The sequence below is a fragment of the Stenotrophomonas sp. C3(2023) genome (genome assembly GCF_032911385.1).
In the GTDB taxonomy this organism is placed as follows: domain Bacteria; phylum Pseudomonadota; class Gammaproteobacteria; order Xanthomonadales; family Xanthomonadaceae; genus Stenotrophomonas.
Genome location: NZ_JAWJLO010000001.1, coordinates 3248576 through 3262209, shown reverse-complemented (window position 1 = coordinate 3262209; position 13634 = coordinate 3248576). Strand labels below are relative to the sequence as shown.

Annotated in this window: 11 protein-coding genes; 7 read left to right on the top strand and 4 right to left on the bottom strand. The window is 66.9% G+C overall.

The window, feature by feature from the left end; all coding sequences use genetic code 11:
* Positions 1-155: 155 nt before the first annotated feature.
* On the top strand, positions 156-1430 hold the full coding sequence (gene fucP, locus RZA67_RS14430) for an L-fucose:H+ symporter permease (protein WP_317213419.1): 1275 nt from the start codon (positions 156-158) through the stop codon (positions 1428-1430).
* 36 nt (positions 1431-1466) lie between these two features.
* On the opposite strand, the gene RZA67_RS14425 is transcribed toward fucP, so the two are convergent.
* From RZA67_RS14425 to trxA, 3 genes are all read right to left on the bottom strand, one after another.
* On the bottom strand, positions 1467-2474 hold the full coding sequence (locus RZA67_RS14425; protein ID WP_317213418.1) for a LacI family DNA-binding transcriptional regulator: 1008 nt from the start codon (positions 2472-2474) through the stop codon (positions 1467-1469).
* Positions 2475-2647: 173 nt separating this feature from the next.
* Complete coding sequence (rho, locus tag RZA67_RS14420; protein WP_317213417.1) at positions 2648-4435, bottom strand: transcription termination factor Rho; 1788 nt, start codon at positions 4433-4435, stop codon at positions 2648-2650.
* Positions 4436-4653: 218 nt separating this feature from the next.
* The gene (gene trxA, locus RZA67_RS14415) at positions 4654-4983 is read right to left on the bottom strand and encodes a thioredoxin (protein ID WP_317213416.1); all 330 of its coding nucleotides are present in this window, start codon (positions 4981-4983) and stop codon (positions 4654-4656) included.
* A gap of 538 nt (positions 4984-5521) precedes the next feature.
* On the opposite strand from trxA, the gene rhlB reads away from it, so the two are divergent.
* The 5 genes from rhlB (at position 5522) to ung (ending at position 10663) form a co-directional block, all read left to right on the top strand.
* On the top strand, positions 5522-7240 hold the full coding sequence (gene rhlB / locus RZA67_RS14410) for an ATP-dependent RNA helicase RhlB (RefSeq protein WP_317213415.1): 1719 nt from the start codon (positions 5522-5524) through the stop codon (positions 7238-7240).
* Between the two features lie 211 nt (positions 7241-7451).
* A complete protein-coding gene (ftsE, locus tag RZA67_RS14405; protein ID WP_317213414.1) occupies positions 7452-8138 on the top strand; it encodes a cell division ATP-binding protein FtsE in 687 nt (228 codons plus the stop codon).
* Positions 8135-9100, top strand: a complete 966-nt coding sequence (ftsX, locus tag RZA67_RS14400; protein WP_317213413.1) for a permease-like cell division protein FtsX — start codon at positions 8135-8137, stop codon at positions 9098-9100. The genes ftsE and ftsX overlap by 4 nt, the downstream gene beginning before the upstream one ends.
* Before the next feature lie 7 nt (positions 9101-9107).
* Complete coding sequence (locus tag RZA67_RS14395; protein ID WP_317213412.1) at positions 9108-9947, top strand: response regulator; 840 nt, start codon at positions 9108-9110, stop codon at positions 9945-9947.
* On the top strand, positions 9947-10663 hold the full coding sequence (ung, locus tag RZA67_RS14390) for a uracil-DNA glycosylase (protein WP_317213411.1): 717 nt from the start codon (positions 9947-9949) through the stop codon (positions 10661-10663). The genes RZA67_RS14395 and ung overlap by 1 nt, the downstream gene beginning before the upstream one ends.
* Position 10664: 1 nt before the next feature.
* On the opposite strand, the gene RZA67_RS14385 is transcribed toward ung, so the two are convergent.
* A complete protein-coding gene (locus RZA67_RS14385) occupies positions 10665-11294 on the bottom strand; it encodes a helix-turn-helix domain-containing protein (RefSeq protein ID WP_317213410.1) in 630 nt (209 codons plus the stop codon).
* A 62-nt stretch (positions 11295-11356) separates the two neighbouring features.
* Between RZA67_RS14385 and RZA67_RS14380 the strand changes: the two genes are divergently transcribed.
* On the top strand, positions 11357-13534 hold the full coding sequence (locus RZA67_RS14380) for a hypothetical protein (RefSeq protein ID WP_317213409.1): 2178 nt from the start codon (positions 11357-11359) through the stop codon (positions 13532-13534).
* Positions 13535-13634: the final 100 nt, after the last annotated feature.

The following is a 13634-nucleotide window of genomic DNA, read 5'->3' as shown; positions in this document are numbered from 1 at the left end:
ATGGTTTGTGCAATGCAGAACGAAACTGCGCAACGGCCTGAGGCACGTCACGCAGACAGGATTGTGTCCCGGTTGACAGCGCTGGACATCGCTGACGGAACAGAGTTCCATGTGGGGCCGCCGCAGCGGGCGACCATCAACTCCAAGGACAAGCAATGGACACAAGTGCAGCAGTTCGCGGGCGCCACGTGCAGGGCACCGGCATGGCCCTGGGGGTCGTCACTGCGATCTTCTTCATGTGGGGCTTCATCACCTGCCTCAACGACATTCTGATTCCGCACCTGAAGGCGTCCTTCGCCTTGACCTGGGTGCAGGCGATGCTGATCCAGTCCACGTTCTTTGGCGCCTACTTCCTGATGTCGGTGCCCGCAGGCCGGCTGGTCGCCGCCCTGGGCTACAAGCGCAGCATCGTGGCCGGGCTGGGCATCGCCGGCGTCGGCGCGCTGCTGTTCTGGCCCGCCGCCGCGGCGCACGTCTACGGTCTGTTCCTGGGCGCCCTGTTCGTGCTGGCCACCGGCATCACCGTGCTGCAGGTCGCTGCCAACCCCTACGTAGCGCTGCTGGGCCCGGAGCAGACCAGTTCCAGCCGGCTGACCCTGGCGCAGTCGATGAACTCGCTGGGCACCACCGTGGCGCCGCTGGTCGGCGGCCTGCTGATCCTCTCGGCCGAGCCACGCACCGAAGCGCAGCTGGCGCTGCTGCCGCAGGCCGAGGCGCTGGCCTACCGCGCCGCCGAGGCACAGTCGGTGCAGCTGCCCTACCTGGGTCTGGCCATCGTGCTGGCGCTGCTGGCGATGGCGATCTGGATGTTCCGGCTGCCGGCCATCCCCGGCGCCGAAGGCGAGGGCGCGGGCAAGGGAGGACTGCGCGAGGCCTTTGCCCATCGTCATGTCCGTCTCGGCGTGCTGGCGATCTTCTGTTACGTGGGCGCCGAGGTCTCCATCGGCAGCGTGCTGGTCAACTTCCTCTCCTCGCCGGGCATCGGCCAGGGCATGAGCGAACAGCAGGCCACGCATTACGTGTCGCTGTACTGGGGCGGTGCGCTGGTCGGTCGACTGGTGGGCGCACTGCTGCTGACCCGCATCGAGGCACGCAGGCTGCTTGGCATGTTCGCGGTGGCGGTGATGGCGCTGCTGGCGCTGACCGTGCTGACCAGTGGTGACCTGGCCAAGTGGAGCGTGGTCAGCATCGGGCTGTTCAACTCGATCATGTTCCCCACCATCTTCGCGCTGGGCATTGCCAGGATGGGCAAGCTGACCGGCCAGGCGTCCAGCCTGCTGGTGATGGCGATTGTCGGCGGCGCGCTGGTGCCGCCGGCGATGGGCTGGATCGCCGATCACCACGGCCTGCAGCTGTCCTTCCTGCTGCCGGTGCTGTGCTACCTGTATATCGCCTTCTACGCCTGGCGTGGCGCCAAGCCGCGTATCTGAGGCAGGCGCCGGGTGCCGCCTGCGGCGGCGTCCGCCTCAACGACGGCGCGGTGGCGCCGTCGATTCGCGTACCAGCACCGCATGCTCCACCGTGATCATGCGGCCCGCTGAGGCGGTGCGGATGCGCTCGATCAGCTGTTCGGTCGCCTGTCGGCCCATCTGTGTGGTCGGCTGGCGCACGGTGGTGAGCGCGGGGAAGATGTGCCCGGCGATCGGCGTGTCGTCGAAGCCGCACACCGACAGGTCGCGCGGCACCCGCAGTCCGCGCTGGCCCGCCGCACGGTAGACCGCTGCGGCCATGTCATCGTTGGCCGCAAAGATCGCTGTCGGCGGCGTCTCCAGGTCGAGCAGTGCATTGGCTGCTTCCACACCGGATTCGAACGAGAACCTGCCGTTGACCACCAGCGCCGGATCGTAGTCGATACCGGCAGCGCGCAGCGCCTGGCGGTAGCCCGCCTGCCGCCATTGGCGTGCGCCATGTCCACGCGGGCCCAGGATATGGCCGATACGACGATGACCCTGTGCCACCAGGTGACCGATCAGCTCCACCACCGCGGTGGTTTCATCCATGCGCACGCCGATGCGGTCACGCGGATGGATCGGCGCGATGCAGGCGTACGGGATCTGGTGCGCATCAAGATAGTCCAGCACCACCGGATCGTCGGTGAGCGGCGGGATGAGCACCACGCCGTCGGGGCGTGAGTTCTCGAACAGCGCTGACAGGTCCGGCAGGCTCTGCCTGCCGGTACCCACCGGTCCGAGCAGCAGGTTGTAGTGACGGGCGTGGCAGGCCTCGAGCATTCCACCCTGGATCTCCATAAGGTAGTTGCGCGAGGGGTTGTTGTAGACCAGGGCCAGCGCGTAGGAGCGCTGCGCGGCGAGGCTGCGTGCCGACGGGTTGGGCTTGTAGCCCAGCTGTGCGACGGCGGCCTCCACCCGCTGGCGGGTTTCGGCACGCACGTTGGGCTCGTTGTTGAGCACCCGCGAGACGGTCTTGATCGATACCCCGGCAGTGGCGGCGACGTCTTCGATACGAGTGCGCATGAGGCGGGAGGCATCCCTGTAGCCGAGGTATCCGCCGATGATAGAGCTTCCAGCACGTAGAGCGGGGCTCTGCCGCGCTGATGGCCAGACGCGGCAGGGTAAACACCGCCCAACGAAAAAGCCCGCGCGGGTGCGCGGGCTTCCGGGGCTGCGGTGCAGCGCGCTCAGCGCGCTCAGCGCTTCATCGAACCGAAGAACTCGTCGTTGGACTTGGTGTTCTTCATCTTGTCCAGCAGGAACTCCATCGCGGCCATCTCATCCATCGGATGCAGCAGCTTGCGCAGAATCCAGATCTTCTGCAGCAGTTCCGGCTCGATCAACAGGTCTTCGCGGCGGGTGCCCGACCGGTTGATGTCGATCGCCGGGAACACGCGCTTCTCGGCGATACGACGGCTCAGGTGCACTTCGCTGTTGCCGGTGCCCTTGAACTCTTCGTAGATCACTTCGTCCATCTTGCTGCCGGTGTCGATCAGCGCGGTGGCGATGATGGTCAGGCTGCCGCCTTCTTCCACGTTGCGCGCGGCACCGAAGAAGCGCTTCGGACGATGCAGGGCATTGGCGTCCACACCACCGGTCAGCACCTTGCCCGAGCTCGGCACCACGTTGTTGTAGGCGCGGGCCAGGCGGGTGATCGAGTCGAGCAGGATCACCACATCCTTCTTGTGCTCGACCAGGCGCTTGGCGCGCTCGATCACCATTTCGGCTACCTGCACATGGCGCGCGGCCGGTTCGTCGAAGGTCGAGCTGATGACCTCACCGCGCACGGTGCGCTGCATTTCGGTCACTTCTTCCGGGCGCTCGTCGATCAGCAGCACGATCAGGTGCACGTCCGGGTGGTTGGTGGTGATGGCGGTGGCGACCTGCTGCATCATCATCGTCTTGCCGGCCTTCGGCTGGGAGACGATCAGCGAGCGCTGGCCTTTGCCCTGCGGGGCCATCAGGTCGAGGATACGACCGGTGATGTCTTCCGATGACCCGTTGCCACGCTCCAGGGTGAAGCGGCGACGCGGGAACAGCGGCGTCAGGTTCTCGAACAGCACCTTGTTCTTCGACGCTTCCAGCGGCTCACCGTTGATGGTGTCCACGATGGACAGCGCGAAGTAGCGTTCGCCGTCCTTGGGGAAGCGGATGCGGCCGGACAGGTGATCGCCGGTACGCAGGTTGAAGCGGCGGATCTGGCTGGGCGAGATGTACGTGTCGTCCGGGCCGGCCAGGTAGCTGGCCTCGGCGGCGCGCAGGAAGCCAAAGCCGTCCGGCAGGATTTCCAGCACGCCGTCGGCGGCGACGCCGTCACCGTGACGGGTCAGCACCTTCAGCAGCGCGAAGATCACGTCCTGCTTGCGGGCACGGGCTACGCCTTCGGAGATCTGCAGCTGTTCGGCGATTTCCAGCAGACGCTGGGCCGGCATGCGCTTCAGATCGCTCAGCGAGTAGACCGGGAAGCCTTCGGGCACCGTCGGCTGCGTGCGCGGGACGAAGCTCTGCTGCTCGCCGCCGTCCTGCGGCAGGCCGTCATCACGGCCGCGGTTGCGATCACGGTCGCGGCGGTTGCGGAAACGGTCGCGGCGGTTGCCGCCCTGGCCGTCCTGCTTGTACGGGTTCTGGCCACCCTGGTGCTGGCCGCCGTTGTTGTTCTGACCACCCTGCGCATTGCCGTGCGGCGGGGCGGGGTTGGCGTTGCGGCCCTGGCCGGATTCGCGGCCTTCGCCGGCATCGCCGCTGCCGCTGGAGGCGGGCGCTTCTGCGGCGGGCGCGCTCGGCGCTGCGGGAGGCGGAGTCGGCGCGGCAGCGGGCGCCGACGGTGCGCTGTCCGCCGCAGCGGACAGCGGAAGGGACGACTGTACGGTGGCCGCGCCGGTTTCAGCAGCGGCAGGTGCGGCAGCCTTGCTTACACGGGCTTTGCGCACACGCTTTTCGGCGGGCGCCTCGGCGCTGCCGGTTACAGGAGTGTTATCGGACAAGAGCGTTATTCCTCGCTTGAAGGTGCGAGCGCCCGGCTGGGGCGACAAACGTTGGGAAAGGGTCTGGCGGGAGCCAGAAGATGCGGCACGCGAACGCGGCCGGATGTGCCGACACTATCATCGGGCCACGGCGGCACGCAAGAGTCGCCGGCAACAGGCATTCAGCAGGCGCAGGGCCTGCAGGCAGCCGGCGTTACCGGCTGCCGGGGCAGGTCAGTTCAGGCCAGGGCCTTGTCGAGCAGGCTGGCCAGCTGGGCCTTGCCCACGGCGCCAATCTGTTCGCCTACCTTTTCGCCATCCTTGAACACCACCAGGTATGGGATCGACCGCACGTGATATTTGGCTGCAAGGACGCGGTTGGTGTCGACATTGACCTTGGCGATCTTTGCGCGCCCTTGGTAGGCATCGGCCAGCTCATCCAGCGCAGGCGCGATCATCTTGCACGGACCACACCACTCGGCCCAGAAATCAACCAGTACCGGCTCTTTGGAGTTCAGCACGGCGCTATCGAAGTCGGCGTCGCCGACATGTACAACCTTGTCGCTCATCTTGGTTTCTCGTCTTGTGTTGCACCCGGCCATGGCCGGAGGTGGGTGAACTGGGCCAGGCCAGTGTGGCGCGACCCTCGTCGTTGCCTCGCGGAATCCTTCCACGGTGCGCTAGGCGGGATGCCTGGACGCTCACGGCCGGCAGTTTACCCCTATCCACGACGGGCGACAGGTGCCGGCTGGAACCCAGCATATCGTCTACAAGCGCGCGGCCGGGCAGCCGCCGGGCATGTGGGGCGCGCATTGCATGCCCGGTGCCTTCCGGACAACCTGTGGCCATGAACGCGCCCTGCAAGCGTCGGCGGCAGGGCGGTTCAGGGCAGGGTAGGCAGCATGAAGCTGGAGAGCCTTCGTCTCGGCAGTTGGTGAGACGCCTGTGGCGGTTTAATGGGCAGAGTGCGTTAAACTGACACATTGTGCGGCGCGAGGACCCGAGGTCCCGGCCCCGCCGACCCGCCGCAGGGGCCGCAGTTGCGACGGAGCCCCTAGACGCTGAGCGCCGCCCGCCCGCAGGCCGGTGCCTTACAAAGACGGACACATGAGCGACAAACCGCTGACCGATTTGACCTTTTCTTCCTTCGATCTGCATCCGACCCTCCAGGCCGGACTCGAAGGCGCCGGATTCACCCGCTGCACGCCGATCCAGGCGCTGACCCTGCCGGTCGCGCTGGCCGGTGGCGATGTTGCAGGCCAGGCCCAGACCGGCACCGGCAAGACGCTGGCGTTCCTGGTGGCCGTGGTCAACCGACTGCTCAGCCGCCCGGCGCTGGCCGACCGCAAGCCGGAAGACCCGCGTGCGCTGATCCTTGCCCCCACCCGCGAACTGGCCATCCAGATCCACAAGGACGCAGTGAAGTTCGGCGCCGACCTGGGCCTGCGCTTCGCGCTGGTCTACGGCGGTGTGGACTATGACAAGCAGCGTGAGCTGCTGCAGCAGGGCGTGGACGTGATCATCGCCACCCCGGGCCGGTTGATCGATTACGTCAAGCAGCACAAGGTGGTCTCGCTGCACGCCTGCGAAATCTGCGTGCTGGACGAAGCGGACCGCATGTTCGACCTTGGCTTCATCAAGGACATCCGCTTCCTGCTGCGCCGCATGCCCGAGCGCACCACCCGCCAGACCCTGCTGTTCAGTGCCACCCTCAGCCACCGCGTGCTGGAGCTGGCGTACGAGCACATGAACGAGCCGCAGAAGCTGGTGGTGGAAGCGGAGACGGTGACCGCTGCACGCGTGCGGCAGAAGCTGTACTTCCCGGCCGACGAAGAAAAGATTCCGCTGCTGCTGGGCCTGCTGTCGCGCAGCGAAGGCGCGCGCACGATGGTGTTCGTCAACACCAAGGTATTTGTTGAGCGCGTGGCCCGTTCGCTGGAGAAAGCCGGCTATCGCGTCGGCGTCCTGTCCGGTGACGTGCCGCAGAAGAAGCGTGAGAGCCTGCTCAACCGCTTCCAGAAAGGCCAGCTGGAGATTCTGGTGGCCACCGATGTTGCGGCACGTGGCCTGCACATCGACGGCATCAAGTACGTCTACAACTACGACCTGCCGTTCGACGCCGAAGATTATGTGCATCGTATCGGCCGTACCGCGCGCCTGGGCGAAGAGGGCGATGCGATCAGTTTCGCCTGCGAGCGCTACGCGATGAGCCTGCCGGACATCGAGGCCTACATCGAGCAGAAGATTCCCTCTGATCCGGTCACCAAGGAACTGCTGACCCCGCTGCCGCGTCCGGAGCGTCCGGCACCGGTGGCAGGTGAGGAAGGCGAAGAGGCCGAAAGCGTGGGCCAGATCTTCCGCGAGGCCCGCGAAGCGCGTGCTGCCGAGGAAGAGCGCCGTGGCGGCGGCCGCAGCGGTGGCCGTTCCGGCGGTGGCCGTGGCGAGAAGCGCGAAGGCGAGCGCAGCGGCGAACGCCGCCCACGCGGCCCGCGCAAGCCGCGCGTGGAAGGCGAGCAGGCTGTTTCCGGTCAGGCTGTGACTGCTGATGCGGCCACGGCCGCGCAGGCGCCGCGCCCGCCGCGTCCCCCGCGCGCTGAGGGCGAGGCGGTGGAGGGCATGCCGGAAGGTCAGCGCAAGCCGCGCAAGCGCCGTCGCCGCCGCAACGGTCGCCCGCTGGAAGGTGCCGACGGCAACGCGACGGCCGCGCCCGCCACGTCCGCCGCACCGGTACAGGTGGTCGCCAAGCCGGTGCGCCATGCCGACGCAGGCGAAGGTTTCCTGACCCGGCTGGGCCGCAAGATCCGACGGATGCTTGCCGGCAGCTGAGCCTCGCCGGTGGTAGGTGACGACCGTTGGTCGTCACGCGGTCGTTCGTACACCTGGCCCAAAAGCACGGCTTCGCCGCTTAGGCGTGACGACCAACGGTCGTCACCTACCGGCGCAGGGCTCACGACGCGTGGTTGATCGTCGCCTTCCGGGGCGGAGCCCGGCTGTGCCATTGCCCCACGTCGTCGCTTCGGTCCTGCATAATCAGGGCATGACCGTCCTGCGCTTTGACAATGTCAGTAAACAGTACGCTGGGGGCCACGAGGCGCTGACCGATGTCAGCTTCGACGTGGCCGCCGGTGAGATGCTCTTCGTCACCGGACATTCCGGTGCCGGCAAAAGCACCCTGTTGAAGCTGATCCATCTCGACGAGCGGCCCAGCCGTGGTGCCGTGTTGTTCAACGAGCGCAACCTGCTCAAGGTGCGCGGCGGCGACGTGCCTCGTCATCGTCGCGCCGTAGGCGCCGTCTACCAGGACCACCGCCTGCTTATGGACCGGAGCATCGCCGAAAACGTCGCACTGCCGTTGATCCTGCGCGGCACGCGCCGTGGCGATGTCGGCAAGCGGGTACGCTCGGTGCTTGAGCGCATGGGCCTGGGCCACCGCGAAAAAGCACTGCCCTCGCAGCTCTCCGCAGGCGAGCAGCAGCGCGTTGGCATCGCCAGGGCGATTGTCGGTGAACCCAGACTGCTGGTGGCCGACGAACCGACCGGCAACCTTGACCCGACGTTGGCTGCGGAGATCATGGCGTTGTTCGCCGAGCTGCCCGCGCGCGGCACCAGCGTGCTGGTGGTCAGTCATGACCTGGCGCTTCTCCGGCGCATGCGCAAGCGCGTGCTGATCCTGGACCATGGCCGTCTGGTCGACGACATCCAGCCGCAGGACCTGGCCGAATGAGCAACGACGTTTCCAGCAGCAAACCCAACAGCGAAGCCAGGCCGCCCTCGCGGCTGGGCATCTGGTGGCAGCACCATATGCACAGTGTGGTGTTCAGCCTCGGCCGCGCCTGCCGCAAGCCGTGGGCGACCCTGCTCACGGTGATGGTCATGGCGCTGGCCCTGGCCCTGCCGCTCGGTCTGTCCATCGCCTTGGACAACCTCACCCACTTCACCGGCAGCGTGCAGCAGTCGCGCGACATCAATCTGTTCCTGAAGACCGACCTCGATGGCGCTGCCGCCACCGCCCTGGCCGAAACGCTGCGCGCACGCCCGGACGTGCACGCCATCACCGTGAGAACGCCGGAGCAGGGGTTGAACGAACTGCGCGAGCATGCGGGGCTGGGCGAGGCGATCGATGCGCTGCCGGACAACCCGCTGCCGAGCCTGCTGGTGATCACGCCAGCCGCGCAGGCCGATGATGCGCAGCTGGCCGGCGCGTTGGAAGCGCTGCCGCAGGCCGATCTGGTCCAGCACGATGCCCTGTGGCGCACGCGTCTGGATGGCTGGTTGGGCTTTGGTGCGCGGCTGGTACAGGTTCTGTCGGTGCTGCTGGGCCTGGCGGCGGTGCTGGTCGTGGGCAATACGGTCAGGCTGGACATTCAGGCCCGTCGCGAGGAAATCGGTGTGCTTCAGTTGCTGGGTGCCAGCGATGGCTTCATCCGCCGGCCATTCCTCTATCTGGGCGCCTGGTACGGGCTGGGCGCCGGCGTGGTTGCGCTGTGGCTGGTGGCCGGAGCCGGTGCCGCATTGGCCGGGCCGCTGGCCGAGCTTTCGCGCAGCTACGGAAGCCCGTTCGCGCTGAAAGGCCTGGACCTGCTGCATTCGTTCATCGTGCTGCTGGCGATCGTGGTGGTGGGGTGGCTGGGCGCGTGGCTGGTGACCGGCCACTTCCTGCGTCAGACCCGCCCCACCGAAACCTGAGCCGCCCATGCCGCAGCATGTGTTGAGGCACCTGGACGACGCCGCGCCGCGGGTGATGGTGGTCGACGGTTCGCGGTTGGTGCGCCGCCTCATTGCCGATGTGCTCAAGCGCGACCTGCCCGGTGTGGAGGTCGTGGGCTGTGCCACCATCGAAGAGGCCCGGCAGGCGCTGGCCCGGGGTCCGGTCAATCTGGTGACAACCTCGCTGAGCCTGGCCGACGGCGATGGCCTGGCGTTGGCGAGCATGGTCCGCGCCGCCGCCGGCCAGGCGTATGTGCCGGTCATCGTGGTCTCCGGCGAAGCGCAGGCACATCTGGAACAGCGCCGCTTCAACGACCACGTCACCGACTACTTCGACAAGGCGCTTGGGCATGAAGCGCTCGCTGCCTTCATTCGTGGCTACGTACAGCCGCAGACCATTCCCGGCGCAACGCTGCTGTACGTGGAAGACAGCCGGGTCGTGGCCGAGGCCACCAAGCGCATGCTGGAGCGGCAGCAGCTGACTGTGCTGCACGTGATGTCGGCCGAGGAAGCCTTTGCGCTGCTCACCGCCGAGTCGCTGGGCCGCAGCCAGCATCGCATCGACCTGGTGCTGACCGACGTCACGCTGAAAGGCGAGCTGAGTGGCCGCGATGTGGTCCAGCGCATACGCGTGGATTTTGGTTACGGCAAGCGTCGCCTGCCGGTGCTGGTGATGACCGGTGACGGCAACGCGCATAACCAGACAGCCCTGCTGCAGGCCGGCGCCAACGACCTGGTGCTCAAGCCCATTGAAGAACGTCTGCTGGTGACCAAGGTGCTGTTCCAGCTGCGCCTGGCCCGGCTCGATCCCCGCCCGGTACTGTAATGAACGACACGCTGCACACCCCATCCATCCAGCTCGAACCAAGCTGGAAAGCCCAGGTGGGTGATTACCTGCTGCGCCCGGACATGCGTGCGCTGGCCGGCTTCCTGCGTGAGCGCAAGGCCAGCGGCGCAGTGGTGTTTCCGCCGGGCCCACAGATCTTCTCGGCATTCGACGCCACGCCGTTCGAGCAGGTCAAGGTTGTCATCCTCGGCCAGGACCCCTACCACGGGCGTGGCCAGGCGCATGGACTGAGCTTTTCGGTGCAGCCCGGCGTGCCGGTGCCGCCTTCGCTGCTCAACATCTACAAGGAAATCGAGCGCGACCTGGCCATTGCCCGTCCGGATCACGGGTGTCTGCTGCCCTGGGCCCAGCGCGGCGTGCTGCTGCTCAACGCCGTGCTGACCGTCGAGGAAGGCCAGGCGGGCGCGCATCAGGGACGTGGTTGGGAAGGCTTCACCGACCACGTGGTGGAACAGCTCAACCGCGAACGCGAGGGGCTGGTCTTCATGCTCTGGGGCGCCTATGCGAAAAAGAAGGGGTCGGTGATCGACACCCGGCGTCACCGGGTACTGCATGCACCGCACCCCTCTCCATTGTCCGCGCATCGCGGCTTCCTTGGCTGCGGACATTTCTCCGCGGCCAATGACTACCTGCAGCGGCAAGGGCAGTCACCCATGGACTGGTCGTTGCCCTCGCGCGCCACGCTCGACGCCTGACTCAGGCGCCCAGCATCTGGATGATGGCGTGTGCCACCTGACGCTTGCGCGGCGGCAGCCGTCGCACCAGCGACAGGATGTTTCCTTCCAGATCATCACGCGCGTAATCAGCGCCTGGCTTGGGCGGTGCCAGTTCCACACCGTCGGCCCGCGCGCTGCCACGGCCGGTGGCCAGCCATTCAAAACGCACCTGCGTGATGACCGCAACACGTTCCAGATTCTGCACGCTCGGGCGCGTTCCGCCCTGGCGTTCCCACTGCGCGACCGCACTGCGTTTGACGCCCGTCTGCTCGGCGAGTTGTGACTGCGAAAGCCCTGCACTGCTCCGCGCGCTGCGGATCCTGTCACCCATGGTCGGCATCTCTTCCCCCTCTTTTCCAGTACCTGGAAGTGGTGGATGGTTATTGATACTTGCCGGACAGTGATTCTTTTTGCCGTTTGTACAGAACGACTGTCGCGGCGCGTCACACAACGGCTTTCCATCCTTTCTGCCGAAGGTGACAGCACTACTAACCCCTGAAACACACGTGGCCGGTTTGACGGCTTCTCGGCATGAACGTAGTAATTCGTGCAACCGGTCACACAGCACCGGGAAAAAAACCGCAATGTCGAACCAGGTCAGTCCTGTCATCACGGGTCGGTGTCCATCGGCCAGTGCTGGCACGGTGCGGCCGCGATGCAGGGAATGGTCCGATGGATAAGTGCTCGGTCGTGAAGGACGCGTCACAGGTATTCAGGATTCGCACACTGGCCGTGCTCGGCGCCTTGCTGCTTTCCCTGTTCACCTTCGCGCCGAAAGTCCATGCGCAGGAGGCGTGTACCGCCAATGGCGCCTGTGTATCGGCCGGGCCGAGGCTGGTCTCGGTGGACTCCACGCAGGGGCCCGTCCTCAACCTGCTGTTCTCCCTGCTGCTGCCCGGTACCAACGTCACGCTCACCGCGCTGGACTGGAACAGCCTCGCCGGCGCGGACGTCAACCTCAATGCCCTGCTGACCCAGCTCAACGGCGGAGTCACGGTCAGCGATCCCTCGCAGGTGCTCAACGCCACCATCACTTTGGCGCAGCTGCGTGCGGCCACCGCACAGGTGCTGGCGGCCGACGGCAACACTGCCGCTGCCAACGCGCTCAACCTGTTGACGCCCACCTTGGGCGGGCTGACCGGTACCATCCGGCTTGCCGATCTGCTGCAGGTCAGTCTGCCGCCGGGGTCGCTGGCCACCGTCAATCTCGACGTGCTCGATCTGCTGACCGGCGGGGTGCAGGTCTACAACTTCCGCAATGTGGTCACCACGCCGACGCCGATCACCCTGACCACCGCACAGCTGGCACCGCTCGGCCTGTCTGGGCTGGCCAACGTGCGGCTCTGGGCGCAGGTGGTGGAGCCGCCGGTCTATGCGTGTGGACCCACCGGTACTGCGTTCCATAGCAGCGCGATCCGCATCAAGCTGGATTTCTCCGTTGCACAGGGTCTGAACGTGGCGAGCCTGGTCAGCGCCTTGAATGGGCTCAACATCGGCGGGCTGGTTTCGCTCAACGGCACCAGCATCAGCGCGGACCTGCTGCGTCTGCAGGTGTATGCCGACGTGGCACGCGCCGAGGGCACCATCAACGCGGTCAACCTGGTCGGCAATGCGGTGACCCTGCAGGCGCGGCCCGGCCTGGTCAACGTCTACCTGGGCACCATCAGTGATGCGGTGTTCTTCAACCGCAGCGCGGTGCTCGGGCCAAGCAGCGTCACCCCGATCGCGGCGACCACGCTCAGCGTCAACGTGGCCGTCAATCTGCTGACCGGCATCAAGGTGGCCGATGTCGCCGTGCCGGTCACGGTCAACCTCAGGGCAGCAGCCACCGGTACCCCCGGCCTGCAGTCGGTGACGGTGAACGGCCCGTTCCCGCAGACGCGGACCCTGACCGCTGGAACGGTGAGCGCCGGGACGCTGATCACCACGCTGGTCAACAATCTCGAGGTCAGCCTCGGCAGCGGCACCCCGACCGTGACGCTGGTAAGCAATCTCGTGCAGTTGCCGTTGCCGGTCGGCAACATCGTCAACGCGCTGCTGGGCGCCCTGCTTCCGCCGGTGCGGGCCCTGGTCACCGGCGTCGTTGGACCGGTGCTGACCACGGTGCTCGGCGGCGTCGTTGACAACGTGCTGGGGCTGCTCGGCATCCGCATCGGGCAGGCGGTGTTCACGGTGGAAAGCATCGCGCAGAGCTGCGCGGCAACCGTGCAGCTGGTGAAGACGCTGGCGCCGACCACCGACACCGGCGTGTTCAACCTGAGCATCGCGCGCGGGGCCACCGTGGTGGCCAGCGTCGCCAACGTTGGCAACAACGGCGCTACGCCCGCCGTGGTGACCGCACCCGGTGAGGTCTACACCCTGGCCGAAGTGGCAGGCACCGGCACGGTGCTGGCGCGGTATGCCAGCACCTGGGAATGCCGCGACCAGGCCAACACCGTGCTCGCCAGCGGCACCGGCAACACCTTCAACTTCACCGCGCCGGCGCTGGCCGCGCAGCCACTGAGCGTGGTCTGCCGCATCACCAACCGCGCGCGGCTCGCCGACCTGTCGATCACCAAGAGCGACGGCAGCGGCACCTACACGCCGGGCGGTGCTGCCAGCTATGTGATCACGGTGAGCAACGCCGGGCCAGACGCGGTTACCGGCGCCACCGTCAATGACACCTTGCCGGCGGGGGCCACCCTCAGCGCGCCGTGGAGCTGCGCCGCCTCGGCCGGCAGCAGCTGCGGTGCCGCCAGCGGGGGGGCTGCGGGCGGCAATGTCATCAGCCTGCTGCTGAACCTCATCAACGGCGGGCAGGCCACGATCACGGTCCCGGTCACCTTCAGCCCCAACCCCGCAGCGTACTGAGCAATACCCAACGGGTGGCGCCAGTGATGGCGCTGCTCCCGGCATCGGCAACGCAACACGGTAACGCGCCACTGCAGCGGAACGCCCGCTACGGCGCGGT